This is a genomic window from Lysobacter arenosi, from assembly GCF_016613475.2.
Taxonomy (GTDB): domain Bacteria; phylum Pseudomonadota; class Gammaproteobacteria; order Xanthomonadales; family Xanthomonadaceae; genus Lysobacter_J; species Lysobacter_J arenosi.
In genome coordinates, this window is the sequence record NZ_CP071517.1 from 1399267 (window position 1) to 1422467 (window position 23201).

27 protein-coding genes are annotated in these 23201 nt (G+C 66.2%); 13 read left to right on the plus strand and 14 right to left on the minus strand.

Translation table 11 applies throughout. From position 1 onward, the window contains the following. Window positions 1-66: 66 nt before the first annotated feature. The 7 genes from HIV01_RS06605 to HIV01_RS06635 all read right to left on the minus strand — a co-directional run bounded on the left by HIV01_RS06605 (window position 67) and on the right by HIV01_RS06635 (window position 7169). Window positions 67-1671: an arylsulfatase gene (locus HIV01_RS06605; protein ID WP_200605586.1), complete on the minus strand. Its 1605-nt coding sequence runs from the start codon at window positions 1669-1671 to the stop codon at window positions 67-69. A gap of 98 nt (window positions 1672-1769) precedes the next feature. Then, a complete protein-coding gene (locus HIV01_RS06610) occupies window positions 1770-2282 on the minus strand; it encodes a YidH family protein (protein ID WP_200605587.1) in 513 nt (170 codons plus the stop codon). 3 nt (window positions 2283-2285) lie between these two features. Next, window positions 2286-2696: a hypothetical protein gene (locus HIV01_RS06615; protein ID WP_200605588.1), complete on the minus strand. Its 411-nt coding sequence runs from the start codon at window positions 2694-2696 to the stop codon at window positions 2286-2288. A 246-nt stretch (window positions 2697-2942) separates the two neighbouring features. Continuing rightward, complete coding sequence (locus HIV01_RS06620) at window positions 2943-4343, minus strand: hypothetical protein (protein ID WP_200605589.1); 1401 nt, start codon at window positions 4341-4343, stop codon at window positions 2943-2945. Between the two features lie 185 nt (window positions 4344-4528). Continuing rightward, entirely contained in the window at window positions 4529-5935 is a 1407-nt protein-coding gene (locus tag HIV01_RS06625) for a M20/M25/M40 family metallo-hydrolase (RefSeq protein WP_200605590.1), read from the minus strand. An 81-nt stretch (window positions 5936-6016) separates the two neighbouring features. After that, window positions 6017-6790 (minus strand): DNA alkylation repair protein, encoded by a 774-nt coding sequence (locus HIV01_RS06630; RefSeq protein WP_200605596.1) that lies wholly within the window; start codon window positions 6788-6790, stop codon window positions 6017-6019. A gap of 10 nt (window positions 6791-6800) precedes the next feature. Beyond that, complete coding sequence (locus HIV01_RS06635) at window positions 6801-7169, minus strand: VOC family protein (RefSeq protein WP_200605604.1); 369 nt, start codon at window positions 7167-7169, stop codon at window positions 6801-6803. A gap of 187 nt (window positions 7170-7356) precedes the next feature. Between HIV01_RS06635 and HIV01_RS06640 the strand changes: the two genes are divergently transcribed. After that, the gene (locus tag HIV01_RS06640) at window positions 7357-7857 is read left to right on the plus strand and encodes a VOC family protein (RefSeq protein WP_200605606.1); all 501 of its coding nucleotides are present in this window, start codon (window positions 7357-7359) and stop codon (window positions 7855-7857) included. On the opposite strand, the gene HIV01_RS06645 is transcribed toward HIV01_RS06640, so the two are convergent. Beyond that, window positions 7854-8963, minus strand: a complete 1110-nt coding sequence (locus tag HIV01_RS06645) for a serine hydrolase domain-containing protein (protein ID WP_200605608.1) — start codon at window positions 8961-8963, stop codon at window positions 7854-7856. The two genes, HIV01_RS06640 and HIV01_RS06645, sit on opposite strands and share 4 nt — an antisense overlap. 79 nt (window positions 8964-9042) lie before the next feature. Further along, window positions 9043-9522: a hypothetical protein gene (locus tag HIV01_RS06650; protein ID WP_200605610.1), complete on the minus strand. Its 480-nt coding sequence runs from the start codon at window positions 9520-9522 to the stop codon at window positions 9043-9045. Between the two features lie 174 nt (window positions 9523-9696). On the opposite strand from HIV01_RS06650, the gene HIV01_RS06655 reads away from it, so the two are divergent. The 6 genes from HIV01_RS06655 to HIV01_RS06680 all read left to right on the plus strand — a co-directional run bounded on the left by HIV01_RS06655 (window position 9697) and on the right by HIV01_RS06680 (window position 15139). Continuing rightward, the gene (locus tag HIV01_RS06655; protein ID WP_200605612.1) at window positions 9697-10086 is read left to right on the plus strand and encodes a BlaI/MecI/CopY family transcriptional regulator; all 390 of its coding nucleotides are present in this window, start codon (window positions 9697-9699) and stop codon (window positions 10084-10086) included. Continuing rightward, window positions 10079-11977 (plus strand): M56 family metallopeptidase, encoded by a 1899-nt coding sequence (locus HIV01_RS06660; protein ID WP_200605614.1) that lies wholly within the window; start codon window positions 10079-10081, stop codon window positions 11975-11977. The genes HIV01_RS06655 and HIV01_RS06660 overlap by 8 nt, the downstream gene beginning before the upstream one ends. A 202-nt stretch (window positions 11978-12179) precedes the next feature. Beyond that, complete coding sequence (locus HIV01_RS06665; protein WP_200605616.1) at window positions 12180-13847, plus strand: GMC oxidoreductase; 1668 nt, start codon at window positions 12180-12182, stop codon at window positions 13845-13847. Between the two features lie 85 nt (window positions 13848-13932). Further along, entirely contained in the window at window positions 13933-14433 is a 501-nt protein-coding gene (locus HIV01_RS06670; protein ID WP_200605618.1) for a GNAT family N-acetyltransferase, read from the plus strand. 19 nt (window positions 14434-14452) lie between these two features. Continuing rightward, entirely contained in the window at window positions 14453-14674 is a 222-nt protein-coding gene (locus HIV01_RS06675) for a hypothetical protein (protein ID WP_200605620.1), read from the plus strand. Window positions 14675-14770: 96 nt separating this feature from the next. Beyond that, window positions 14771-15139 (plus strand): VOC family protein, encoded by a 369-nt coding sequence (locus HIV01_RS06680; RefSeq protein ID WP_200605622.1) that lies wholly within the window; start codon window positions 14771-14773, stop codon window positions 15137-15139. Between the two features lie 12 nt (window positions 15140-15151). On the opposite strand, the gene HIV01_RS06685 is transcribed toward HIV01_RS06680, so the two are convergent. After that, complete coding sequence (locus HIV01_RS06685; RefSeq protein WP_200605624.1) at window positions 15152-15418, minus strand: DksA/TraR family C4-type zinc finger protein; 267 nt, start codon at window positions 15416-15418, stop codon at window positions 15152-15154. 85 nt (window positions 15419-15503) lie between these two features. Between HIV01_RS06685 and HIV01_RS06690 the strand changes: the two genes are divergently transcribed. The 3 genes from HIV01_RS06690 to HIV01_RS06700 all read left to right on the plus strand — a co-directional run bounded on the left by HIV01_RS06690 (window position 15504) and on the right by HIV01_RS06700 (window position 18045). Beyond that, window positions 15504-15938: an SET domain-containing protein-lysine N-methyltransferase gene (locus HIV01_RS06690; RefSeq protein ID WP_200605626.1), complete on the plus strand. Its 435-nt coding sequence runs from the start codon at window positions 15504-15506 to the stop codon at window positions 15936-15938. Between the two features lie 121 nt (window positions 15939-16059). Further along, window positions 16060-17133, plus strand: coding sequence for a tetratricopeptide repeat protein (locus tag HIV01_RS06695; protein ID WP_200605628.1), 1074 nt, complete (start codon window positions 16060-16062; stop codon window positions 17131-17133). A gap of 84 nt (window positions 17134-17217) precedes the next feature. Beyond that, window positions 17218-18045: a TIGR04325 family methyltransferase gene (locus tag HIV01_RS06700; RefSeq protein ID WP_207527120.1), complete on the plus strand. Its 828-nt coding sequence runs from the start codon at window positions 17218-17220 to the stop codon at window positions 18043-18045. A 16-nt stretch (window positions 18046-18061) separates the two neighbouring features. On the opposite strand, the gene HIV01_RS06705 is transcribed toward HIV01_RS06700, so the two are convergent. Next, window positions 18062-18850 carry a transporter gene (locus tag HIV01_RS06705; protein ID WP_200605632.1) on the minus strand — a complete coding sequence of 263 codons (789 nt, stop codon included), beginning with the start codon at window positions 18848-18850 and terminating at the stop codon, window positions 18062-18064. Window positions 18851-18967: 117 nt separating this feature from the next. On the opposite strand from HIV01_RS06705, the gene HIV01_RS06710 reads away from it, so the two are divergent. Both HIV01_RS06710 and HIV01_RS06715 read left to right on the plus strand, forming a co-directional pair. Next, window positions 18968-19627, plus strand: a complete 660-nt coding sequence (locus HIV01_RS06710) for a glutathione S-transferase family protein (protein WP_200605634.1) — start codon at window positions 18968-18970, stop codon at window positions 19625-19627. Between the two features lie 65 nt (window positions 19628-19692). After that, window positions 19693-20589, plus strand: coding sequence for a hypothetical protein (locus tag HIV01_RS06715; protein ID WP_200605636.1), 897 nt, complete (start codon window positions 19693-19695; stop codon window positions 20587-20589). Window positions 20590-20592: 3 nt separating this feature from the next. On the opposite strand, the gene HIV01_RS06720 is transcribed toward HIV01_RS06715, so the two are convergent. Further along, a complete protein-coding gene (locus HIV01_RS06720) occupies window positions 20593-20892 on the minus strand; it encodes a hypothetical protein (protein ID WP_200606410.1) in 300 nt (99 codons plus the stop codon). Window positions 20893-21028: 136 nt separating this feature from the next. Here HIV01_RS06720 and HIV01_RS06725 point away from each other — a divergent pair, with 136 nt between their 5' ends. Beyond that, window positions 21029-21754: an rRNA pseudouridine synthase gene (locus tag HIV01_RS06725; RefSeq protein WP_200605638.1), complete on the plus strand. Its 726-nt coding sequence runs from the start codon at window positions 21029-21031 to the stop codon at window positions 21752-21754. A gap of 55 nt (window positions 21755-21809) precedes the next feature. On the opposite strand, the gene HIV01_RS06730 is transcribed toward HIV01_RS06725, so the two are convergent. Together HIV01_RS06730 and HIV01_RS06735 are read right to left on the minus strand one after the other, a co-directional pair. Further along, window positions 21810-22280, minus strand: a complete 471-nt coding sequence (locus HIV01_RS06730) for a YehS family protein (RefSeq protein WP_200605640.1) — start codon at window positions 22278-22280, stop codon at window positions 21810-21812. A gap of 10 nt (window positions 22281-22290) precedes the next feature. Continuing rightward, on the minus strand, window positions 22291-23148 hold the full coding sequence (locus tag HIV01_RS06735; protein WP_200605641.1) for a PA4780 family RIO1-like protein kinase: 858 nt from the start codon (window positions 23146-23148) through the stop codon (window positions 22291-22293). Window positions 23149-23201: the final 53 nt, after the last annotated feature.

Genomic DNA, 23201 nt, shown 5'->3' on the forward strand with positions numbered 1-23201 from the left:
GTCCTCGTTGTCGATGCCCTCACCCCTCCCCCGTGGACGGGAGAGGGGTTCGATACGCGTTGCGTGTCAGCTTGCGCCGGACGGGACTTCGGCCATCTTCGACAGGGCGTCATCGATGGTGAAGCTGCCCGGCTTCTGCGCCGGCGGGAAATCCTTGAACGTGGCGGCAAACTGCGCCGCTGCCGCCTGCGCCGCGTACAGGAAGTACATGTTGTTCAGGCACCAGTCGTAGTACGTGTTCGACGTGGTGTCCGCCCGCTCGAACGGGTCCATTCTCAGGTTGAAGAGCTTTGGCAATCGCAACTTGGTGAACGGCTCGGCCCATATCTGCAGCGTGCCCTTGCAGCGCTGCTCGATGAAGACCAGTTTCCAGTGGTCGTAGCGCACTGCCAGCACGTCGCCGTCGTCGCTGAAGTAGAAGAAGAACTTTCGTGGCCCTTCCTTGGCCTTGCCGGTCAGGTACGGCAGGAAGCTGTAACCGTCGATGTGGTTCTTGAACTTCTTGCCGTTGACGGTCGCGCCCTTCTTCAGGCGGTCGGCAGCGCTCGTGTCGCCCGCCGCTTCCAGGAACGTCGGCAGCCAGTCGTGGTGCTGGACGATCTCGTTGGACACCGAACCGGCCTTGATGTGGCCCGGCCAGCGCACCAGCAGCGGCACGCGGAAGGCGCCCTCCCAGTTGGTGTTCTTCTCGCTGCGGAACGGCGTCATGCCGCCATCCGGCCAGGTGTTCATGTGCGGGCCGTTGTCGGACGAATACATCACGATGGTGTCGTCGGCGATGCCGAGCTCGTCGAGCAGGTCGAGCATCTGGCCGACATTGCGGTCGTGGTCGATCATCGTGTCGTGGTACGGCGACTGCCAGCGACCGGCCTGCCCCAGGCTTTCCTTCTTGGTGTGGGTGAACAGGTGCATGTGGGTGGTGTTGAGCCACACGAAGAACGGCTTGTCGGCCTTGTGCTGGCGCTTGATGAAGTCGCTGGCGGCCTCGACGAACTCGTCGTCGCAGGTTTCCATGCGCTTCTTGGTCAACGGGCCGGTGTCCTTGATCTTCTGCTTGCCGACCTTGCCCCAGCGCTCCTGCACCGTGGTGTCGTCCTTGTCGGTGGCCCAGCAATGCAGCACGCCGCGCGGGCCGAAGTGCTCGCGGAAGCGCGGGTCCTTCGGATAGTTGGCCATCTCGGGCTCTTCCTCGGCATTGAGGTGGTAGAGGTTGCCGAAGAACTCGTCGAAGCCGTGCACCGTGGGCAGGAACTTGTTGAGGTCGCCCAGGTGGTTTTTGCCGAACTGGCCGGTCGCGTAACCGCGGTCCTTGAGCAGGTCGGCGGTGGTCACCGTCTCCGGCTGCAGGCCCTGCGGTGCGGCCGGGATGCCGACCTTGGACAGGCCGGTGCGGTACACGCTCTGGCCGGTAATGAACGACGAGCGGCCTGCCGTGCAGGACTGCTCGCCGTAGGAATCGGTGAACAACATGCCTTCGCTGGCGATGCGGTCGATGTTGGGCGTCTGGTAGCCCATCAGGCCGCGGCTGTAGCAGCTCAGGTTGGCAATGCCGATGTCGTCGCCCCAGATCACGAGGATGTTCGGCGGCTTCTTGCCGCTGGCCGGCGCCTTGGCAGGCTTCGCTGCCGGTTTTGCCGCAGCCTTGCTCGCGGCCTTCTTTGCTGTTGCCATTGCTACTCCTCCGGTAACCAGTGGGGACTTCGCGTCACAGCACCGCCGTCACCTGCAGGCGACGTGCTGGGATCCTTGATCGCCGGGCCCGCGCTTGCTCAGCCCAGCAATGGAACGTTGAACGCCATGCTGGCCGCAGCCACCAGGCCCAGCAGCCACAACAGGGCCGCGGTGATCAGGGTCAGCGAAACCGGGTACTTGCTCTCGCCGTGGACCAGGCCCTGCTCGATCATGCGCACGCGCTCGGCGCGCAGTCCGCGCATGTAGTCGATGTGGTAGACGATCCCCAGTGTCAGCATCACCATTCCCAGCAGGACCAGGGCGATGCCGAAGTTGCGCGGCTCGTTGCCGCTGCCCTCGAGGAGCTTCGAGTCCTGCATCTTCTTGAACACCTGGAAGATGGTGAAGCCGAAGCTGATCAGCGACAGCGCGGTGCGGATCACCGACATCAACGTGCGGTCGGCGCTCATCCGCGTGCGCTGGAACGACATCCCGGTGCGCCGCGAGGACAGTTCGACCGACTTCTCGTCGGTCGTGTCATACGGCGGCCTGGGCAGGTTGGCCGACAGCTTCAGTTCGGGATCGCGTTCTTCGGGAAGGATCGGTGACATGGCTCAGAGGGCTCCGGCCTTGCGCTTCAACCACCAGTGCGCGATCCGGTCAGCCGGGCCGCGGAAAAGGAAGTAGGGAATGAAGCCGAGGATCAGCGCGACGTTCAGCGCTTCAAGCACGTGGAACGTGCCAAACACCTTGTACTGGTAGATCGTGTCCATCACCAGGCCGAGGACCAGGATCCTGGCGGTGGCCTTGAACCCTTCGCGCAGTGAGGCTTCGCGCCGGATCGGGTCGTGCATGATGGTCCAGAAGTACGGATGCCGGCCGATCCTGGCGTCCTTGAATCCGTCGCGGAACGCCAGCAGCAGGGCCATGCCGGGCTGCAGGAACAACCGGAACGTCATCGGTCCCTGCGTGCGCCCGATCAGGTCGGTGTAGAAGCGCACCACATCGTTCAAGAATCCGTCCATCCCGCTCCTGCTTTGGCGACATGAGGACCGTCCTGCGCAGGGTTTGCGCCGGACAGACGTGGGGACGTTCGCCGCGACTTCCGGCGCAAGTTGAATGGGGCGCGTCCACGGATGCAACGCGGTCGATGGTCGTGTCCGCGCAGTGAATGACCCGTGATGGCGTGGAGGCGATGGCGTTACTTGACCGCGTCTGGCGGTTCGCGTGAAGAAGCGCGCGCCGCGGTCGCCCGCGGCGCGCGCCGACCATCAAAGCTGGCGCAGGAAGGCCACCAGATCATCCTTCTCCTGCTGCTGCAGGCGCGTCTGCAGGACGATGTTGAAGAACTCCACGCTGTCCTCCAGCGTCAGCAGGCGGCCGTCATGCAGGTACGGCGGCGAGTCCTTGATGCCGCGCAGCGGGAAGGTCTTGATCGGGCCGTCGGCGCTGGCGAAACGGCCATTGATCATCTGCGGCTTGAAGAAGCGCTCGACCTGCAGGTTGTGCATCGAGTTGTCGGTGTAATACGGCGGCGTGTGGCAACCCGAGCACTTGGCCTTGCCGAAGAACAACGCCTCGCCGCGCTTCTCCGGCTCGGTGGCCTTGGCCGGATCCAGGCGCCCGAACACGTCGAGCTTCGGCGCCGGCGGGAAGTCCAGGATCGCCTGGAACTCGCCCATCGCATGCACCTGGTGGCCGCGGTCGAGGATGTTGATGCCCTTCTTGGTGGCAATTACAGGATCACCATCGAAGTAGGCCGCACGCTGCTCGAACTCGGTGAAGTCTTCGACCGTCTTCAGGGCGCGCTGCGAACCGAACAGCCGCTGGATGTTGACGCCGCGCAGTGGCGGGGTGTCGATGCGGTGACGGAACTGCTGCGGCCGGATGTCGCCGACCAGGTGCGTGGCGGCATTGGTATGGCCGTTGGCATGGCAATCCAGGCAAGCCACGCCGCGACTTGGCAGCGCCGAGCGGCGATCCTCGGTCTGGTTGAACTGCTGCTGCGGGAACGGCGTGACCAGCAGGCGCAGGCCTTCGAGCTGCTTGGGGTTGAGCAGGCCGTTGAACAGCTCGTAGTAGTTGTTGATGGTGACCAGTTGTCCCTTCGACACGTCGCCCAGGTCGGGCCGCGTGGTCAGGAAGATCGGCGCGGGAAAGTCCGGAAGGAAATGCGCCGGCAGGTCGTAATCGAGATCGAAACGGGTCAGGTCGCGCTGCTCGGCCTTCTTGACCGCGTCGATGTGGAACTGCGGGAACAACATGCCGCCTTCGGGATGGTTGGGATGCGGCAGCGGCAGGAAGCCGAGCGGGAACGCACCGCGCTCCTTGATCTGCTCCGCGCTCATGCCACCGAGCTGGTCCCAGCTCACACCCGATGGCAGCTTCGCCCGCACACCCGCCTGCACGGCCTTGCCGCCGGACATCGTCACGCCCTGCGCGGCCTTGTTGGACAGGTCGTAGCGTTCGGCGAGCAGGCTGTTCTGGCGCTTCATCACGCCACCCTTGTCGCCTTCCATGCGCTTTTTGACATTGGCGAAGCTGTCGCTCGGCGTCACCGGTGCATAGCTGGTGGCGGGCGGATCGTCTGCCAGTGCCATGCACGAAATACCGAGCACGCTGATGCTGATCAACCACAGCGGCCACAGCCGCGGTAATGGTGTTTGCCTCATGGTCATTCTCCCTTGACTGGTTGATTGACGCTGCTGCCAGGACGCCGGACACGGCGTCCCGGCGCGAGGCTAGCCCTCGCTCAACCAGAGGAGAAATCGTTTGATCGGATGAATTCGATAGCCGATCGCTATGCGCGTGCCCAGTGCATCACCTGCACGTGGACACGCCGTCAAGCATCAGCAGGTCAGCGGCCGAGCTCGGTCAGCAGCGTGTGCCAATGATCGAGATCCGGATCGAGCGCGGACACCGGAACGCGTTCGTTGAGACCGTGCGCGAAGTCGTCGGTCGGTCGCATGTACAGACCGGACACGCCGTAGGACGGAATGCCTTCGGCGCGGAAATGCAGGCTGTCGGTCGCGCCGGGCGACATCTGCGGCACGATCGGCAGACCCGGCTGGCGACGATCGACCGCCTTGCGCACGGCCGCCATCACGTCCTCGCGCAGCGGCGAGGCCGGGCTCTGCGTCGGGTCGCCGATGATCTCCACCTTGGCCGGATGCTTGGCCGCCGGATCGATCACGACGTCGGCGACCTGGCGACGCACGTCCTCGACCGCGACGCCCGGGAAGATGCGGCAATTGACCGTCGCCGTCGCGCGCTGAGGCAGCGCGTTCTCGGCATGGCCGCCCGACAGCATCGTCGCCACGCAGGTCGTGCGGATCATGCCGACGTACTCGGGATCGGCGCCGATCACCTTGATCGCCTCGGCATCCTTGGGGTCTTCGGCGAAACGCAGCATGGCCTGGCCGAGCGCGCCGGCCGTCTGCTTGCCGGTGGCGCGGAAGAATGCACGCGTCAGCTCGTCGGCCTGGGCCGGGAACTGATACGCCGCCAGCTTGTCGAGCGCCTTGGCCAGGTCGTAGATGGCATTGTCGGCGTGCGGCCGGCTGCTGTGGCCACCGGGATTGGTCACTTCGATGGTGAGCGTGCCGTAGGTCTTTTCCGCGGCCTGCAGGTTGTAGGCGATCGGTTTGTCGTTCGCGGCCAGCGTGCCGCCACCGGCGTCGCCGTTGAGCAGCAGCTCGGCATCCGGGAACTGCTTGCTCAGCGCGCGCGTGGTCACCATCGCGGTTTCCTCATCGCCCGAGAGCGCCAGGATGATGTCGCGCGATGGTTTGAAGCCTTCGGCCTTCAGGCGCAGCAGCGTGGCGACGATCACCGAGACATCGAACTTGTTGTCGTAGACACCGCGGCCGTAGAAGTAGCCGCCTTCGGTGATCAGCTTGAACGGATCGCGGGTCCAGTCCGCCGGCTTGGCCTCGACCACGTCCATGTGCGCCGACAACAGCATCGGGCGCTTGCCGCCGGTGCCGCGGTAGCGCGCGACCAGCGCCGCGGTGTCGCCATACGTCTGCACCTGCACGTCTTCGGCGGCGAAGCCACCGGCCTTGAGCTGGTCGGCCAGGTACTGCGCGTAGGCCGGCACCTGGCCCTGCCCCATCACCGTGCGGAAGCCGACGCCCTTGCCGAGCAGCTCGACGGCCTTGTCATGGGTTTTGGCATCGACCTTGGGCGTCGCCGCAGCGGCAGGCATGGCGTGGCCGTACAGGCCGGACAGTGCGATCAGGGCAACTGCAGCACGAAGCTTCATCAGGCGGGTCTCGGCGGTCGGTTCGGCCGAGTGTAGTCGGGTCGCAGGCGCGGCAGCAAAGGCCGGGAGGCACGGTTCCGGCTACTTCTTTCGACCGCCCTTGGCGAGTTTCTCCACCACGGCCGCTTTGCGCAGATCGCGCAAAGCGTCCTTGCCCAGCCAGCGTTCGCACGCCACTTCGGATGCAGCCAGGCGAGTGGCCAGAGCGACTGCCTTCGCGTGCAGGCCGGCATTGCGCCGGCCAATCGAACGAAGCGCCCAACTTGCGCCCTTGATCACAAAATTGCGCTCGTCACCGGCGGCGCGTTCGATCAGGTGCAGGCCTTCGACCGCGTTGGCATCATCGAGCCTCCCGTGCAGGGCCAGGCTCGCCAGCAAGGCAAACGCGGCGCGTCTGCCGAGTTCGTCGCGCCGACCGGACCATTGCACGACCTTGCGCCAGGCATGCGGCGAACGGTCGAACAGCACGAAGCAGATCGTGTCGACGATGGCCCAGTTGTCGAAGTCACGGCACCAGCGGTCCATCTGCGCTGCAGTCACCTGCGCCGGATCGTCGACATAGGCCGCCAGCGTGCGTGCCTCGTAGACGCCGGTGTCCCACAACGCCAATGCCAGTTCATGGTCGTGGCCGATAGCCTTGGCGACGGCCTGGATGTCCTTCATCGCCACGCCGATCGCGTGATCGGAGGGAATGGCGTAGCGGGCCATGCCGTCGAGCGTGGCTTTTGTCGCGCGCTTGCGCAGTTGCAGCATCGCATCGTCCAGGCGCTGCTCGAGCGTCGCCGCGCGTGCGGGCGCAGCCGCTACCGCCTTGCGCGGCCGCGTGCGTGCCTGTGTCTCCGTCGTCTGTCGCATCGCCGCGCGCTCAGGCTGCCTTGAGCTGGTGCAGCAGGATCGAGTTGCCTTCGCTGTCCAGGCAAACGGCCATGCGGCACACCGGGCTGTGGATCATGTCGCCGCGGAATGTCACGCCGCGCCCCTTGAGGTCGGCGACCAGCTTGTCGAGATCCTCGACTTCGAACGCGATCGTGCCGCCTGCCGATTCGCTTGGCGCGTCGGCGATGAAGTTGGTCAGGGCGAAGCAACCGCCGCCGGGCAGGTCGTACTCGACCCAGTACTTGTCGCCCTGGTTGCCGACCGAACCGGCCTTGAGGCCGAGCGCGTTCTCGTAGAACTCGCGGGCGCGCGCCACGTCGGCGACGGGATACATGGTGTAGGCGACCTTCCTGAGCATGACCGGCTCTCCCTGTTGGGCATGGGGACTGCACACGAAAGCCCGGTCATACGCCCCGCCCTGCCCCGAGTCAATGGCACGGAACGGCATGAATTCGTGATGTCGATTTCACGGTTGCCCAATCGTCGACACAGGAGACTGGCGCTCGCTGCGCCGGTCCACCCGCCGCCCCCATCAGGAGCCGATCATGACCCAGCGTTTCCAGCGAATCACCCCGTTCCTCTGGTTCGACTCGCAGGCCGAAGAGGCCGCCCATTACTACGCTTCGATCTTCCCCGATTCATCCGTCGGCAAGGTCCTGCGCTACGACGAAGCCTCCTCGCAGGGCTCCGGCCGGCCGGTCGGCTCGGTGCTGACCGTCGATTTCAAGCTCGATGGCTGCGACATGGTTGCCCTCAACGGTGGCCCGCACTTCAAGTTCAACGAGGCCGTATCGCTGATGGTGAACTGCAAGTCGCAGGACGAGGTCGAGCACTTCTGGAAGCACCTGACCGCAGGCGGCGACCCCGCCGCGCAGCAATGCGGCTGGCTGAAGGACAAGTACGGCGTGTCCTGGCAGGTGGTGCCGATCGAGATGCTCGACCTGATCGCCGACCCGGACCCGGTCCGCGCCGGCAGGGCGATGAAGTCGATGATGCAGATGAAGAAGCTGGACGTGAACGAGATGCGCCGGGCGATGGACGCCTAGCGCTTCGCCGCAGGAGCCACCACGTAGCGCTTGCCGATGGCGGCGACGAATTCGTCGAGATCGGTGGTGCCGGTGTTGCTGAGGATCACCACCGTCAGGTCCGCATCGAGGAAGCGGTACAGCTGCGCCTGCGCGCCCATGATCTGTCCGGGCCGCTTGACCACGCGGTACGGCTTGCCGTCCACCTTGGTCGTGTACGACCACAGGCCGTAGCCGTAGTCATCCAGGCCGGGGGTGAACATCTTCGCCAGCGTCGCCTGCCTGAGCAGGCGACCTGCGAACAGCGCGTCCGAGAACGTGAGCACGTCGTCGACCGTGGAATACATCGCACCGGCGGCGTACCAGTTCTCCGGATACACCGGCAGGTCGTTGACCAGGCGTCCGAGGTCGTCGCGCATGAAGTACGTGCTGGCCAGGCCTTTGACGATGTCGGACTGGCGCAGCATGGCGCTGTCGGCCATGCCGAGCGGCTTCAGGATGCGCTCGTCGAGCACCTCGTCGAAGCGCTTGCTACGCAGGCGCTCGACGATCTTGCCCAGGATCACGTAGTCGCCGTTGTTGTAGTCGAACACCTTGCCCGGCTCGTGCACCAGCGGCCCGCTGGCGAAGCGCGCCAGCAGCTGGTCGCTGGTCCACGGGTGCTGGTAGGCCGGAATGCCCTCGGTGAGGGCCTGTTCGGCGCTGGTGACCTTGTCCATGTTGTCGATGCCGGAGGTGTGGTTGAGCAGCTGGTGCACGGTCACCCGCTGCGCGGCCGGCCCGGCGTAATCCGGCAGATAGGTGGCAATGGTGCGTTCGGGATCCAGCTTCCCTTCCTCGTACAGCTGCATCACCAGCGTGGCGGTGAACAGCTTGGTGATGGAGGCAATGCGGTAGCGGGTCTGTCGCGTGTTGGGCACGGCAAGCGCCATGTTGGCTTCGCCGAAGCTGTGCGAATAGACCACTTCCCCGCGCTGCTTCACCAGCACCGTGCCGTTGAACCGGTGCTTGCCGGCGTAGTCGGCAATGAATGCCTCCGGGTCCTGCACCGTGGCAGGCGCCTGTGCTGCGGCCATCGGCGAAACGAGCAGGACGGACAGCAGCAATACACGCAGTGACGACTTCATCGCGGACTCCGTTGGCGGGGCGGAACAATCGCCCATCGCCAGACAGGGAGACGTGCAACGGTTCGTTGGTTGCAGCCGGCTAGCCCCGGGCCAAAGCCCGCCGCGCGAACAGCACGCACACCACGCCGAACACCATGTGCGCGATCACGCTTGCAATGATCCAGTCCAGATGCTCGAACGATGGCGAGCGTCCCACCCGGGACAAAGGCATCACCACGAAGTTCATCACCACGTACAGCACGACGCCATACGCCGCGCCCAGCAGGTACGGGCTGCGCAGCAGCGCCGGCACGCGCCGCGCCACCAGCGTGTAGATCACCACGAAGGACGTGGCCATCAGGACGTGCAGCGCCGCCCCGAGCAATGCCGACTGCAACCCGCCCTCGTAGCTGGCTTTGCCGAGTACGCCGACCGCGATCGTCTGGAAAACCTTTTCGATCCCGGCTGCATCCCAGGAGAACCAGACCGTGGTCGCGAAGCAGATGTCGCCGATGGCGACGATCAGGCCGCCGATCACCACCTGCAGCCATTCAACGGAGCGATGCGAATGCAAGGACATCACGGGACTCCCTCGTGCGTGAAGGTTTCGGGCCCGCAGATCCTAGGCCCAATTGGCCACGCCATGGCCCCCGGGGCGACCGGCACCATGACTTATGTCCTAGACAAAACTGTCTAGACAAACCGGTCTAGTTGGAATACGTTCTTCCCCAGCCACCCCACCGCGAATTCGTCGATGACCCGCAAGCCCGCCAAACCGCCCAAGCCCACCGCGGCCGAACTCGACCTGCTGCGATCGATCTGGCGCCTGGGCCCGTCGACGGTGAAGGACGTCCACCAGGAGCGGATCGCCGAACGCCCCGAACTCACCTACGCCACCGTGCTGCGGCTGATGCAGATCATGCACGGCAAGGGCCTGCTGACCCGCGACGAAAGCCAGCGCTCGCACGTCTACGCCGCCGCCCATGCACGCGACGCATTGCAGACCAACCTGCTCAAGGACCTGATCCAGAAAGCCTTTGCCGGCTCCGGCAAGGACCTGGTGCTGGCCGCCCTGAGCGACCACGTCACCGACAAGGAACGCGAGGAGATCAAGCGCTTCCTCAAGGAGAATCCCGATGCTTGATCCGGCCGAACTGGTAGCGCTGCTCGGGCGCGCACTGCTGCACTTCGTCTGGCAGGGCGCATTGATCGGCCTGGTCGCGGCGCTGGCGCTGCAGCTGATGCAGGGCGCGCGACCGCAAGTGCGTTACGCGCTGGCCTGCGCGGCGTTGCTGGCCTGCGTGCTGGTGCCGGCGTTTCACCTGGCCATGATGGTTGCAGCCGCGCTCGAACCGGCCGCGCCGTTCGCCATCGTCGCTGCGCCCATGCAACTGGCAGCGAATGATTACGCCATCGTGCCCGCGCTGTCGGCATGGCCGGCACGCATCGACGCAGCGATGCCCTGGATCGTGGTGATCTGGTCGGCCGGTGCCTGCACGCTGTCGCTGCGCATGGCGACCGGACTTGTCTGGATAGAACGCCTGCGCGGCCTGCCGCAGGGTTCCGGCCATGCCGCCTGGCAGGCACGGCTGGATGCCCTCGCCGTCCGCTTCGGCATGCGCCCGCGTGTTGCCCTGCGCCTGGTCGACTCGCTCGACTCCCCTGCCTCGGCTGGCTGGCTGCGCCCGGTGGTACTGCTGCCGTCGGCCCTGCTGACGCGCATGCCGGTCGACCTGATCGAAGCACTGTTGGCCCACGAGCTGGCCCACATCCGCCGCCACGACTACCTGGTCAACCTGCTGCAGGGTGTGGTCGAGGCGCTGCTGTTCTACCACCCGGTCACCTGGTGGCTGTCGCGCCGGATCCGCATCGAACGCGAACACATCGCCGACCAGCTTGCCGCACAGGTGACCGGCGAGCCGCGCCGACTCGCCCTGGCCCTGTCCGAACTTTCCGAACACTGCCACACGCAGCGCCACCTCGATCGTGCGCACTGCGCACAGCCGTACTCCACACATCCGCACCTTGCCCAAGCCGCCCATGGAGGCCACCTGATGTCCCGCATCGAACAACTCGTCCGTCCCGGCCACCGCGCCGCCAGCGGTCGCGTCGCCTTCCCGCTGATCGGCCTTGCCGCCGCGTGCATGGCGTTCTTTGCCCACGCCCAGATCAACAAGAGTGACGCCCCCGCCAAGCCCACCGCATCGCAACCCACTGCGGCGTCCGCGCCGGCAACCAAGCCTGCGCCGACACTCTCCGGCGGGGGCCACACCCTGCAACTGCACACCGGCAAGACCCGCGACGCCTATGCCCTGATCAGCAAGGACCGCGACGGCGTGACCATGTCAGGGTCGACCGACGACCTTCCGCAGATCGAGGCGGCCCGGCACAGCCTGCAGGGCGACTTCGTCTGGTTCCGTCGCGGCGGCAAGTCCTACGTCATCGTCGATGCGCCGACGGTAGCCCGGGCCAACGAGGCGTGGCGCGAGAGTGCGAAGCTGGGCAAGCAGATGGAAGTGCTCGGCGACCAGATGGAAGTGCATGGCAACAAGATGGAGGCGCTCGGCGACCAGATGGAGAAGCTGAGCGAGCGCAACACGCCGACCCCGGCGATGGATGCGGCGACGCGGAAGATGGAAGCCCTTGCCAGGCAGCAGTCCGACCTCGGTGACCGCCAGTCCAGGATTGCGGACGACATGCAGGGCGCCAGCGAGGCGGACATGGACAGGCTCTCGGCCAAGATGGACGCCCTATCGGAACAACAGGATGCATTGGCGCAGCAGATGGAAGACCAGTCCAAGGTAGTGGACGCCGAGGCCCGCCGCCTCGATGCCAACACCGGACCGATGGAGGCGCTCGGCCGACAGATGGAGGAGGCCGGCAAGCCGATGGAAGCGCTGGGCAAGCAGATGGAAGTGCTCGGCGCACAGCACGAAAAGGTTGTCGCCAAGGCCGAAGCCGAGACGCGCAAGCTGATCAGCGAAGCCGTCGACAAGGGCCTGGCCCTGCCGGCTCCCGGCTATAGCGCGCAGTAATCCGTCGCGCCTCGGGGCGGGCAATGCATGCCCGCCCCCCCTTGCGAGTTGTCGCAGGACATAACTGTTTGGCATGAGCGGCGCGGCCGCCAGCTCCTTACCTACTGTCCCCTCCCCGCCCCGCGCTGCGTTGTTTAACTACAGCAGGCCGGGGGCAAGCGAGTCTTCTTGCGCCGGCATCAATCCGCTCAAGGGGCTCCAGTTGATCTTCGATTACAGGAAAGCTTCGTCGCCCGCCGACGTTGAGGCCGACATCTGCATAGTCGGCGCCGGCGCGGCCGGCCTCGCCATCGCCTGGGCGTTCCTGGGCACGAGCGTGAGCGTTTGCATCGTCGAAGGCGGCGGCCTCGATGCGGACGAACGCAACCAGGCACTGTTCGAAGGCTCGTCGATTGGCGTACCCGAATTCGACCCCGGCGCTTCGCGCCTTCGCGCCTTTGGTGGCACCTGCAACCTATGGGGGCGCGGCTGCATACCGCTGGCCAACCTGGAAGCGCGCGACTGGGTGCCGCACAGCGGCTGGCCGATCGGTTTCGCCGACCTGGAGCCGCACTACCTGAAGGCCCGCACGTTCTGCGGCCTGGAGTCCCATGACTTCGGCGAAGACACCTTCCTGACGCCGTCCTCGCGGCAGACACTGGATTTCGACGCCGATTCACTCGTGCACAAGACCTTCGCCAGCAGCCCGATGATCTTCGGCGAGGCGTATCGCACCGAGTTCGAACGCGCCCTCAACATCACCGTGTTGCTGCACGCCAACCTGCTCGAGCTTGAGGCGTTGCCGTCGGGCGCGGCGGTCCGGCAGGCGCGCATCGGCACGCTCGATGGCCACCGCGGCGTGGTCCGCGCCCGTCACTTCGTGCTGGCCTGCGGCGGCATCGAGAACGCACGTCTGCTGCTGTCGTCCAACTCGGTCAAACCCGACGGGCTGGGCAACGACCACGATCTGGTCGGGCGCTATTTCATGGACCACCCCAGCGGCAAGCTCGGCGCGCTTTACACCCGCGATCCGGACTCGGTGATCCGCCCATACGATCGCAACGTCCCCAAGGGCAAGCCGCAGGCGCACCCGGAAATCTGCCTCTCCGAAGAGGCGCAGCGCCAGCACCGCATCCTCAGCGGCCGGGTCCGGCCGTACGCATTCGAGGAACCGGTGCCCGAAGGCCTGCAGGCATTGCGCGACCTGCGCGCGATCATGCGCGCACGCCGGCGCCACGAAAACTGGGCGATCAAGGCCCGCGTCTGCGGTCGCAAGAATGGCGAGCCGGACTACATCGCAAAATCGCGTCCCAGCGACGATGACATCGCCTCGCTGACGCTGCGTGCCGGCCTCGGCGCGGCCGACATCGCCAAGGCATTCGGCCGCAAGCTCACACGCAAGCCGACGGTGAAGACCGAACGCGTCGACCTGGTCGGCTACTTCGAGCAGGTCCCCAACCGCGACAGCCGCATCACGCTGGGTGAGGAGCGCGACGCGCTCGGACTGCGCAAGGTCAGCGTCGACTGGCGCCTGACCGAGCTGGACCGCCACACCTACCGCACCGCCGCACGGCTGTTCGGTGACGAACTGGCGCGGGTGAGCAAGGGCGAGTTCCGGCCCGAACCGTGGCTGGACGAAGAAAATGGCGTGCCGCAGGTGTTCGGCACTTCGCACCACATGGGCACCACGCGCATGGCCGATGCGCCGGAGCTGGGCGTGGTCGACCGCAACTGCCAGGTGCACGGCATCGGCAACCTGCACATCGCCGGGAGCTCGGTGTTCCCGACCGGCAGCTGGGCGTTCCCGACCTTCACCATCATCGCCCTGAGCCTGCGCCTGGCCGACCAGCTGCGACAACGCCTGGAACAGGCTGCGCCCCTGCTCGTCTGAGGTAACCGGCCGTTCTTGTCCGGCTTGCGGCGCGGGTGTTAGCGTCGCGCCAGACGGTGGGCAACCGCGGCACGAATGCAGGCAGATGGACCGGCTTGGACCAGCAAATCCTTCACCGACACTCACGCAGGTGCATGGCAGCCAACTGACCGCCATCGCGCGCAGGCTGTTCCGCGAATACGCCGGGGCGATCGGGACCGACCTGGAGTACCAGGGATTCTCGGCCGAACTTGCGGCGCTGCCCGCGCCCTATGTGCCGCCTGGCGGCGCGCTGCTCATCGCGAGCGTCGGCGATGACGTCGCCGGCTGCGTCGCGCTGCGGCCGCTGGAGGCGACGACCGGCGAGATGAAGCGGCTGTATGTCCGCCCGGGATTCCAGGGCATCGGTCTTGGCAGGAGGCTGGTCGAAGCGGTGATCGACGCCGCACGCGTAGCCGGTTATCGCGAGCTCCGGCTCGACACCCTCGCGAGCATGGAATCGGCCCAGGCCCTGTATCGCCGACTGGGGTTCGTCGAGATAGCGCCGTACAACACCACGCACATTCCCGGCACGCGCTTCTATTCGCTCGCGCTCGGCGTCACATGACAAAACCACAGAGACATCCATGGCTCTGATCGATCCATTCGAAGCACTGGAGTTGCTCGAGTACTGGCGCTTCTGCCTGGCCACTGCCATCGGTGCCGGAATCGGGCTTGCGATTTACCTGGTGGCCGGCCGGACACCGGACTTGGCAGCCGTCGCGCTGTTTCTCGGCGCGATGGGAGCCGTGGTCGGATTTGCCTGGGAGTACGGACACCGGCACCGGCCACCGGATTCATCGATCTGATCACCGTGGCATTCGCCGTATCCGGCGCTGGTTGTGAGTTCACGCCAGCCTACGAAACGCCCGCCAGAATCACCGCTCCATTGCGGAGACAACACCATGAACAACCCGGTTGGCTGGTTCGAGATCTACGTGCAGGACATGCCCCGCGCCCGCGCGTTCTACGAGGCAGTGCTGGCGAGAAAGCTCGAGCAGCTCGAAAGCCCCGGCATCGAAATGTGGGCCTTCCCGATGGAGCCTGACCAGCCCGGCGCCGCCGGTTCGCTGGTGTGGATGGAGGGCGTTCCGTCCGGCGGCAACAGCACGCTGGTCTACTTCATCAGTGAGGACTGCGCGATCGAAGCAGCGCGCGTGCCCGCTAGCGGCGGCAAGATCTTCAAGGAGAAGTTCTCGATCGGTCAGTACGGCTTCATCGCCCTGGCCATCGACACCGAGGGCAACATGTTCGGGCTGCACTCGATGAAGTGACGCCCGGGCGGCTCAGCGCAGCTGGCTGTCCTTGCTGCCGCGGCGGTTGTAACCGCTGTGCGCGGACTGGTCCTCGTCGTGCGCCTGCTGGCAGTCGACGCACAGGCGCACACCGGGCACGGCCTTGCGCCGCGCTTCCGGGATCTTCTTGCCGCACTCCTCGCAATGCACCAGGCCTGGGCCTTGCGGCAGCTGGCTGCGGGCGCGCTCGATGGCGTCCTTGATGGTCGCGTCGATCTGGTCCTGAACGGCGCCGTCGCCTGCCCAACCAGTGGCCATGGGATCGTCTCCTGTGGATCGAGGGGCGAGCATAGCCCCGGCGACCTGAATTCCCGAAAACAAGCGACCCGGCTACGGAGAACCGATGACGATCGACGATATCGACTTGCTGGCGACACGGCTGCTTGGCGGCGCGCCCTGCCTGCCGACCGTGGCGGACGCGGTGGTGGGCGCCAGCGCCATCCACGGCCGCGGCCTGTTCTCGACCCGCTCACGCGATGCCGGCGAGGTGTTGTGCGTGCTCGACGGCCAGATCGTCGATGTGTCGGCATTCCCCGGCGTCATCGACGCACTGGAATGGAATGCGCTGGATCCGTCCCGGCTGCTCGTTCGCGGCGTCCGCACCAGCTACGGCTACATCAACCACAGCGTCACGCCCAACGTCGCCATCGACACCGATGGGCGCACGATGCGCACCTGCGAGGCGGTTGCGGCCGGGGACGAGTTCACCATGGATTACCTGGCGCAGCCGGTGCCGGCGGGGTATCGCGGGAGCGACGAGGGGCAGCGGCTGGGGTGAGGCGCCCGCTCCCGCCGTTGTGCCCAAACGGGCATGACGTTGTGCACTCACGCCACCCCACCGCGGCGGGTCTACACTGCCCCCAGCCCATCCTGCGCCGCGTGGCGCGAAGGGTCTGGCCATGTTCACCTGGGTCATCGCCGCGACGCTGGCAGTTGCCGCACCGGCGCCCACCGCCGCCGACGCAACGCCGCCGGCGCAGATCATGGTGTTGCCAGCGGAACTGCAATCGCGCTACCAGGCCGAAGTCCTGAGCGGCCATCCCTCGCAGCACGCGCGACTGGAACGCACCGTCGAATTCCTTTTCGGCGAGCAGGGCCTGGGCATGACCTACCGGGAAAGCGCGACCACGACCGTCGCCGCGGCCTATGCCACGCGAGAGGCGAACTGCCTGACCTTCACCCTGTTGTTCCTCGCCCTGGCGCGCGAAGCCGGTCTCGATGCGACGCCGCAGGAGTTGGTGCAGACACTCTCCTGGCGCCAGTCGGAAGGCACGCTCTATAGAAGCAACCACGTCAATGCAGTCGTCCGCATCGCCGGACGCCAGTACAGCGTCGATGTCGGCCGCGATGCGGTCATGTCCCGATTTCCGCCCCAGCCAATAAGCCAGGCACGCCTGTACGGTCACTTCTACAACAACCTCGGCATTGCCGCGATGGAGCGGATGGACCTGGTCGCCGCCAAACGCGACATCGACCAGGCCATAGCACTCGACCCGGGCTACGCCAACCACTGGAGCAACGCCGGCGTGATCGCGGTGCGCACTGGTGAAACCGAGGCGGCCGAGCGCGACTACGTGAAAGCCCTGTCGCTCGACCCCGACAACACCAACGCGCTGTTCAACATGGCCGGACTGGCGCACCGCCGCGGCGATGCCAAGCGTGAAGCCGAGTATCGCCGACGGCTCGCCCGCATCCAGGAGAAGGACCCGTTCCACCACTTCCTGCTGGCGGTGAACCATGAGCGTGCCGGCGAGTACGCGCTGGCGATCCGCCATTACCGCAAGGCAATCCGGTTGTACGGCGACGAGCCCCGCTTCCATTCGGCATTGGCGCGCGCCTATCTGGGCGCCGGCGATACCCGGCGTGCCGCCAAGGCCCTCGCCCGCGCGCAGGCCCTCAGTGACGGCGACACCCGTGCCGCCGACCGGTCCAGGCTCGACAACCTGCGGCAGCTCGACAACCTGCGGCAGTAGCCCCCATTTGCTGGCCGGGGGCGCGTCCCCTTCTCCACGTCCTTTGCGTTTGCTTCGTCTAACGGGGACCCGATGGGGAAGACAATGCACAACCTGGCCTGGATGAAGAGCAAGCTTCGCCGGATCGCAACGGAAAGCGCGGAGTTGCCCGGCCTGCGAGCATTGGCCAAACCGCTCTACCGGCGGATGTTCAGCCGCCCCTATGTCCACGGTAACGCCTACTTCGGCGCATTCGATACGCGCGCCCAGGCGCTGGCCGCCGCGCCCGAGATGCCCACCAGCTACAACCAGCCGGCCTCTGGCGGGATGTACCTGGACCGCCACGACACCATCCGTGTCAGCGACTACCCGGTGGTGCACTGGTTGTCGCGGCTGCTGGCCGATGGCCGGCACCGCATCTTCGACCTGGGAGGCCACATCGGCGTTACCTATTACGGCTTCCGACGCTACCTGACCTATCCGCAGACGCTGCAGTGGTGCGTCCACGACGTGCCGGTCGTGATCGATGCCGGCCGCGCCTGGGCAGAGCAGTACGACCCGGACCGCCTGCTCCGTTTTGCCGAAGAACCCGATGCCGCCAGCGGACACGATGTGCTGATCAGCTGCGGCGCGCTGCAGTACCTGGATTACACGCTGCCCGAACTGCTTTCGCGTCTGGAGAGTCCGCCGCCGCACGTGCTGGTGAACCTGACACCGCTCCATCCCAGCCAGGGCTACGTCACCCTGCAGAACATCGGCAAGGCGGTGCTGCCGTACCGGGTGATGTCCAAGCCGGAACTGATCGAAGCCATGGCCAAACTGGGTTATGAAGTCGCCGATCAGTGGCAATCGAAGGAGCGTTTCCTGAAGGTGCCGTTCGAGCCCGACTGCACGATCGACCACTACAGCGGGTTCTATTTCAAGCGGGCATAGGGCCCGCTCGATCCGGTCAGTCGAGGATCCAGGTCAAGCCCAACCGGACACCCCACTCGGGTTCTTCAGTTGGGCCGTCGATCCAGTAACGGAACCCGGCATCGAAGGCGAACGCCTCGCCAGCCCGGCGCGCGTACAGCGTCAGCGGCCCCTTGATGCGGTCGCGCTGCCAATCGTAGGCCGCATCGACCTGCACACCCACGCTCCAGTCGTCCGACAGGTCACGCGCGGCGAAGGGCGCCAGCAGGGTGTAGTTGCGATCGGGGTCGTCGTCGGAATCCCCACCGATCGCCTGCAGATGCTGCACCTGCGCACCCCAGCTCCAGCGCCTGCCGATCCAGGCCGCGGCAAACGCCGGGCCGAGTGCCCATTCGTCTTCACCCAGGGCGTCGTCGCTGGCGGTCGGCGCGCGAAGCGTGGCCCCCACGCCCCAATGGAAGCCGTCATCCCGTGCCACCGACGCCGGCACGTAGTAGAGCGTCTGCAGCAGGTCGCCCATGCCGGTCTGGACGCGATCGTCCGGATCGACGCCGTCCTCACGGATCAGCGGCAGCAACGTACGCGACACCCAGCGCCCACTGCCTTCGCCGAAGGAGAACACCGGCTCGACGGCGAGCGTCTGCCGTTTGCCCTCGTCGAAGCCGCCGATCTGCGTGTCCCAGTCCAGGCGAAGCGGCAGGTGATCGCGCGTGGTCAGCGGATCAATGAGCTGACGACCCGGTGGCGTCGCGGGATCGTTGGCATGCGCAGGCGATGGCGGGTACAGCACCGCACCAGCGAGCAGAAACCCAAGGAGTCGGCACATGGCGATGCCCTCGTCGGATGGTTTGCGCGTGCATAGTGCGCCCCTGACGCCGGCAGTGTCGATTTGCGCTGCCCTCATACGTCGCACAATCAACACCCTGCCCCAGGAGCCCGCTCGATGCCCCTCCAGCTCTACGCCCACCCGTTCTCGTCGTATTGCCAGAAGGTCCTGACCGCGCTCTACGAGAACGGCACGCACTTCGAGTTCCGCCTCCTCGACGATCCCGAAGGCCCGGCGATGCGCGAGCTAACCCGGATCTGGCCGATGCGTCGCTTCCCCGTGCTGGTCGACGATGACCGCTCCGTCATCGAAGCCAGCTGCATCATCGAGCACCTGGCCCTCTACCATCCGGGACCCGTGAAGCTGATCCCCGACGATCCGCGCGAGGCGCTGGAGGTGCGGACCATGGACCGCTTCTTCGACAACTACGTCTCCACGCCACAGCAGAAGATCGTCTTCGACGCGATCCGCCAGCCGCAGGATCGCGACCCGTACGGCGTTGCCGAGGCCCGCGCCATGCTCGAAACCTCGTACGCGTGGCTGGAGCAGAAGATGCAGGGCCGGCAATGGGCCGCAGGCGAGCACTTCAGCCTGGCCGATTGCGGTGCGGCGCCGTTCCTGTTCTATGCCGACTGGACGCATGCGATCGGCGATGCGTTTCCGACGGTGCACGCCTACCGCCGGCGCCTGCTGGCGCGGCCGTCGTTCGCACGCGCGGTCGACGAGGCCCGACCTTATCGATCCTTCTTTCCACTGGGCGCGCCCGATCGCGACTGAGGTCACGCTGATGGCGGCGACGCCATGCTGCAATGGTCAGCGGTATTCACGGAACCGGAAAGGACATGGCCGTCATCGTCACCGCAGTCGCAATCGTGCTCCTCGCCGGCCCGCTGATGCTTGCGCTGACGGGACTGTTTCGATCGTCGCGTGAGGCGGCTTCGTCTGCACCGGTTCCCGCCTGGGACCGGTCACTCACCGTCGCCTCGACGCTGCTCTACACCCTCGCCTTCAACCTCACCTTCTTCATCCAGGAACTGTTCCTGGTGCTGCCCAAGGCGCTGACACCGGGCCTGCAGCCAACGCTGTTCCACAACAACCACAAATGGGTCGGACAGCACCCGTTGGCGAGCCTGTTCCAGGGGACGGGCGCGCTGGCGACCGTGCTTGCGGCGCTGATCTGCATCACCCTGCTGCGGCATGCGCGCGGCACGACGCTGCGCCTGTTCCTGGTGTGGATGGCCTACTGCGGCTTGTTCATGGCGCTGCCGCAGGTCGTCATCGGCGCACTCAGCTCCGGCAGTGACGTCGGCATGGCGATGGACTATCTGCAGATGGGCCAAGCGGCGAAAACAGCCTCCGCTCTGCTCGCGCTGGTGGCCATGCCGCTGGCGGCAATGTGGCTCGCGCGGCCGCTGCTCGCTGTTGCGCAGGACGCGACGCAGATCGCCACGCCGCGCTCACGCACGCGCTTCATGTTCCAGGTGGCCACGCTGCCGGTGATCGTCGGCACGGCGCTGGTGATCCCCTTCCGCGTGCCGCGCGAAGCACTCGAGGTGGTGCTGCTGCCGGTGCTGGTGGCGTGGATCGGCGTGGTCTGGATGCAGGCAGGTGCATGGCGACTGCACTGGCTGCAGGCTCGCGGCACCGGCGCAGGATCGACGCGATGGCTGCTGTTGGCTGTCGTTGCCCTGCTGGCCGTATTCCAGCTGCTGCTGCGGCCCGGGATCGAGTTCTTCTGAGGCTCAGGCCGGCGGCACCGTGCGTTCCTCGCGCACCACGACCGTGCCATCGGGGCGGACATCGCGATACACCACGGTTTCCGCCGCCCGCGGCGACAGCCGGGCCTGGGCCAGCAGATCGATGTTCTGCTGTTCGATCACTTCCAGGCTGCGCGCGATGCGGCGCAGCAATCCCTTGATGCCGAATACCGCGAACGGCACCAGGATCCACAGCACCGACAGGATCAGGGCGAAAATGAACACGCATGCCCAGAGGAAGGTACTGCCGGTGTAGGCGGCATTGGTAATGGCGCTGGGTTCCATGGCTCGGCTCCAATCGCGACTGGATGAATGCGCAGTCTTGGAAGCCCGGCGTGATCCCCGCGTGGAGTGCATGAACGCTCACCCCTGCCCGGCGACTTAGTCCCTACACTACGCACCCGTCCCGCCTGGCCCTCCCGTGTCCGAACCTGTCCGCCTCTCCCGCCGCGTCGCCGAACTGGCCGGCTGCTCGCGCGCCGATGCCGAAAGCTACATCGAGGGCGGCTGGGTGCTGGTCAACGGCGTGGTGATCGAGGCGCCGCAGCACATGGTGTCGGACGAGCGTGTGGAGCTGGACCCCGACGCGGTCCTGGAGCCGCCGCAACCGGCCACGATCCTGTTTCACAAGCCGGTCGGCGTGGACGCGATCAGCGGTCGCACGGAAGCCGTCGGGCTGGTCACGCCGGCGACGCGCTGGGCCGATGACCCGACCGGCATGCGCCTGCTGCAACGGCACTTCATCCGGCTGACGCCGCTGGTCCCGCTCGATCGCGATGCCAGTGGCCTGATGGTGCTGAGCCAGGACGGCCGCGTGTGGCGGCGCCTGACCGAGGACGCCGACCAGATCGAGCAGGAGTACGTCGTCGAGGTGTCCGGCGACATCGCGCCCTACGGATTGCATCGCCTCAACAATGGCGGCCTGCGTTTCCAGGGCCGCGAACTGGCACCGTGCAAGGTCAGCTGGCAGAACGAGATCCGCCTGCGCTTCGCGATCAAGGCCGTGCGACCCGGGCAGCTGCAGGACATGTGTGCGCAGGTGGGGCTCGATGTCGTGGCGATCCGCCGCATCCGCATCGGCAAGATCCCGCTGGCGAAGATGCCGGTGGGCGCGTGGCGCTACCTGCCGGTCGGCGAGAAGTTCTAGCCCGGCACTGTCATCCCGGCGAACGCCGGGATCCATCTTGATGTTGCTGCTGCCGTCAGCCGCCGCGCACGCGCAGCGTCAATCCCTTGAGGAAGTTGCGCAGCATCTGGTCGCCGCACAGGCGGAAGTTCTTGTGCGTGCTCTGCCGGAACAGTGCCGTCAGCTCCGGCTTCGATACCGGAAAACCGGCCGCGGCAAACGTCTCATGCATGTCCGTGTCCTTCATCTCGAAGGCCACGCGCAGCTTCTTGAGCACCACGTTGTTGGTGACCCGCTTCTCGACCGGACGCGGCGGAAGACTCTCGTCACGCCCGCGCAGGTAAATCACCAGGCCGTCGAGGAAATGCGCGAGCACGCGGCTGCTGCACTCCGCGTACTCCGGATCGTCCTCGCGGCGCAGGAACGCCAGCACGTCGGCCTTCTCGATCGGGAACTCCGGATCGGCCAGCTTGGTGATCTCCACGACCTTGATGTCGCTCAGGTCGAGCATGTAGCGGATGCTGCGCAGTACGTCGTTGTTGATCATTCTCGTGCCCTCAGTCGGCCAGCGCCGCTGCTTCGCGACCCTGCTGGCGGATCAGCGCCTCGTCGCGGGCCTCGTTGATCGCGTCGCGGACGCTGTCGAGGTCGACGCGGCGCTCGTCATGCGTGAACTTGCCGGTGAGTGCGGAATCGGTGTGCAAGTCGCCAGCCTCGAACAGCGCCCACATCTCCTCGCCGTACCAGGTCTCGAACAACTCCGGCGCCCAACGCCCCAGGTAGGCGGTGAGGTTGTTGACGTCGCGCAACAGCATTTGCCGCGCGGCGTTGTTGCCTGCTGCACTGACCACCTGCGGGAAGTCGATCACCACCGGGCCTTCCGGACCGACCAGCACGTTGTACGGCGACAGGTCGCCGTGGATCAGGCCGCAGCACAGCATCAGCACGACCTGGCGCACCAGCACCGCGTGGAATTCGCGCGCCTGCTCCGGACTCAGCTCGACCTCGCCCAGTCGCGGTGCCGAAAACCCTTCCGCATCGGTGACCAGTTCCATCACCAGCACGCCATGGAAGTAGCCGTGCGGCTCGGGCACGCGCACGCCGGCCTCGCGCAGCTGGTACAGCGCGTCCACTTCGGTATTCTTCCAGGCGGTTTCCTGCTGCTTGCGGCCGTACTTGCTGGCCTTGCCGATCGCGCGCGCCTCGCGGCTGCCGCGCACCTTGCGCCCTTCCTGGTACTGCACGCGCTGCTGGAAGCTGCGCTGTGCCATGTCCTTGTAGACCTTCGCGCAGCGCACGTCGTCGCCACTGCGGACCACGAACACCGCCGCTTCCTTGCCGCTCTTGAGCGGACGCAGGACCTCGTCGATAACGCCGTCGTCAATGAGCGCCTGCAGCGCGGTGGGGGTCTTCATGGAATCCGTGGAGTGGCCGCAGGTGGGGGCGCGACGCGATGGGGCGGCATTCT

What these genes read in the sequence shown, in the direction of transcription:
- HIV01_RS06605 (WP_200605586.1), bottom strand. Translation starts at nt 1,671, where the DNA reads ATGGCAACAGCAAAGAAGGCCGCGAGCAAGGCTGCGGCAAAACCGGCA.
- HIV01_RS06640 (WP_200605606.1), top strand. Translation starts at nt 7,357, where the DNA reads ATGACCCAGCGTTTCCAGCGAATCACCCCGTTCCTCTGGTTCGACTCG.
- HIV01_RS06620 (WP_200605589.1), bottom strand. Translation starts at nt 4,343, where the DNA reads ATGAGGCAAACACCATTACCGCGGCTGTGGCCGCTGTGGTTGATCAGC.
- HIV01_RS06615 (WP_200605588.1), bottom strand. Translation starts at nt 2,696, where the DNA reads ATGGACGGATTCTTGAACGATGTGGTGCGCTTCTACACCGACCTGATC.
- HIV01_RS06670 (WP_200605618.1), top strand. Translation starts at nt 13,933, where the DNA reads ATGGACCGGCTTGGACCAGCAAATCCTTCACCGACACTCACGCAGGTG.
- HIV01_RS06660 (WP_200605614.1), top strand. Translation starts at nt 10,079, where the DNA reads ATGCTTGATCCGGCCGAACTGGTAGCGCTGCTCGGGCGCGCACTGCTG.
- HIV01_RS06690 (WP_200605626.1), top strand. Translation starts at nt 15,504, where the DNA reads ATGACGATCGACGATATCGACTTGCTGGCGACACGGCTGCTTGGCGGC.
- HIV01_RS06650 (WP_200605610.1), bottom strand. Translation starts at nt 9,522, where the DNA reads ATGTCCTTGCATTCGCATCGCTCCGTTGAATGGCTGCAGGTGGTGATC.
- HIV01_RS06735 (WP_200605641.1), bottom strand. Translation starts at nt 23,148, where the DNA reads ATGAAGACCCCCACCGCGCTGCAGGCGCTCATTGACGACGGCGTTATC.
- HIV01_RS06625 (WP_200605590.1), bottom strand. Translation starts at nt 5,935, where the DNA reads ATGAAGCTTCGTGCTGCAGTTGCCCTGATCGCACTGTCCGGCCTGTAC.
- HIV01_RS06630 (WP_200605596.1), bottom strand. Translation starts at nt 6,790, where the DNA reads ATGCGACAGACGACGGAGACACAGGCACGCACGCGGCCGCGCAAGGCG.
- HIV01_RS06635 (WP_200605604.1), bottom strand. Translation starts at nt 7,169, where the DNA reads ATGCTCAGGAAGGTCGCCTACACCATGTATCCCGTCGCCGACGTGGCG.
- HIV01_RS06700 (WP_207527120.1), top strand. Translation starts at nt 17,218, where the DNA reads ATGCACAACCTGGCCTGGATGAAGAGCAAGCTTCGCCGGATCGCAACG.
- HIV01_RS06610 (WP_200605587.1), bottom strand. Translation starts at nt 2,282, where the DNA reads ATGTCACCGATCCTTCCCGAAGAACGCGATCCCGAACTGAAGCTGTCG.
- HIV01_RS06645 (WP_200605608.1), bottom strand. Translation starts at nt 8,963, where the DNA reads ATGAAGTCGTCACTGCGTGTATTGCTGCTGTCCGTCCTGCTCGTTTCG.
- HIV01_RS06705 (WP_200605632.1), bottom strand. Translation starts at nt 18,850, where the DNA reads ATGTGCCGACTCCTTGGGTTTCTGCTCGCTGGTGCGGTGCTGTACCCG.
- HIV01_RS06720 (WP_200606410.1), bottom strand. Translation starts at nt 20,892, where the DNA reads ATGGAACCCAGCGCCATTACCAATGCCGCCTACACCGGCAGTACCTTC.
- HIV01_RS06730 (WP_200605640.1), bottom strand. Translation starts at nt 22,280, where the DNA reads ATGATCAACAACGACGTACTGCGCAGCATCCGCTACATGCTCGACCTG.
- HIV01_RS06695 (WP_200605628.1), top strand. Translation starts at nt 16,060, where the DNA reads ATGTTCACCTGGGTCATCGCCGCGACGCTGGCAGTTGCCGCACCGGCG.
- HIV01_RS06655 (WP_200605612.1), top strand. Translation starts at nt 9,697, where the DNA reads ATGACCCGCAAGCCCGCCAAACCGCCCAAGCCCACCGCGGCCGAACTC.
- HIV01_RS06680 (WP_200605622.1), top strand. Translation starts at nt 14,771, where the DNA reads ATGAACAACCCGGTTGGCTGGTTCGAGATCTACGTGCAGGACATGCCC.
- HIV01_RS06710 (WP_200605634.1), top strand. Translation starts at nt 18,968, where the DNA reads ATGCCCCTCCAGCTCTACGCCCACCCGTTCTCGTCGTATTGCCAGAAG.
- HIV01_RS06715 (WP_200605636.1), top strand. Translation starts at nt 19,693, where the DNA reads ATGGCCGTCATCGTCACCGCAGTCGCAATCGTGCTCCTCGCCGGCCCG.
- HIV01_RS06675 (WP_200605620.1), top strand. Translation starts at nt 14,453, where the DNA reads ATGGCTCTGATCGATCCATTCGAAGCACTGGAGTTGCTCGAGTACTGG.
- HIV01_RS06685 (WP_200605624.1), bottom strand. Translation starts at nt 15,418, where the DNA reads ATGGCCACTGGTTGGGCAGGCGACGGCGCCGTTCAGGACCAGATCGAC.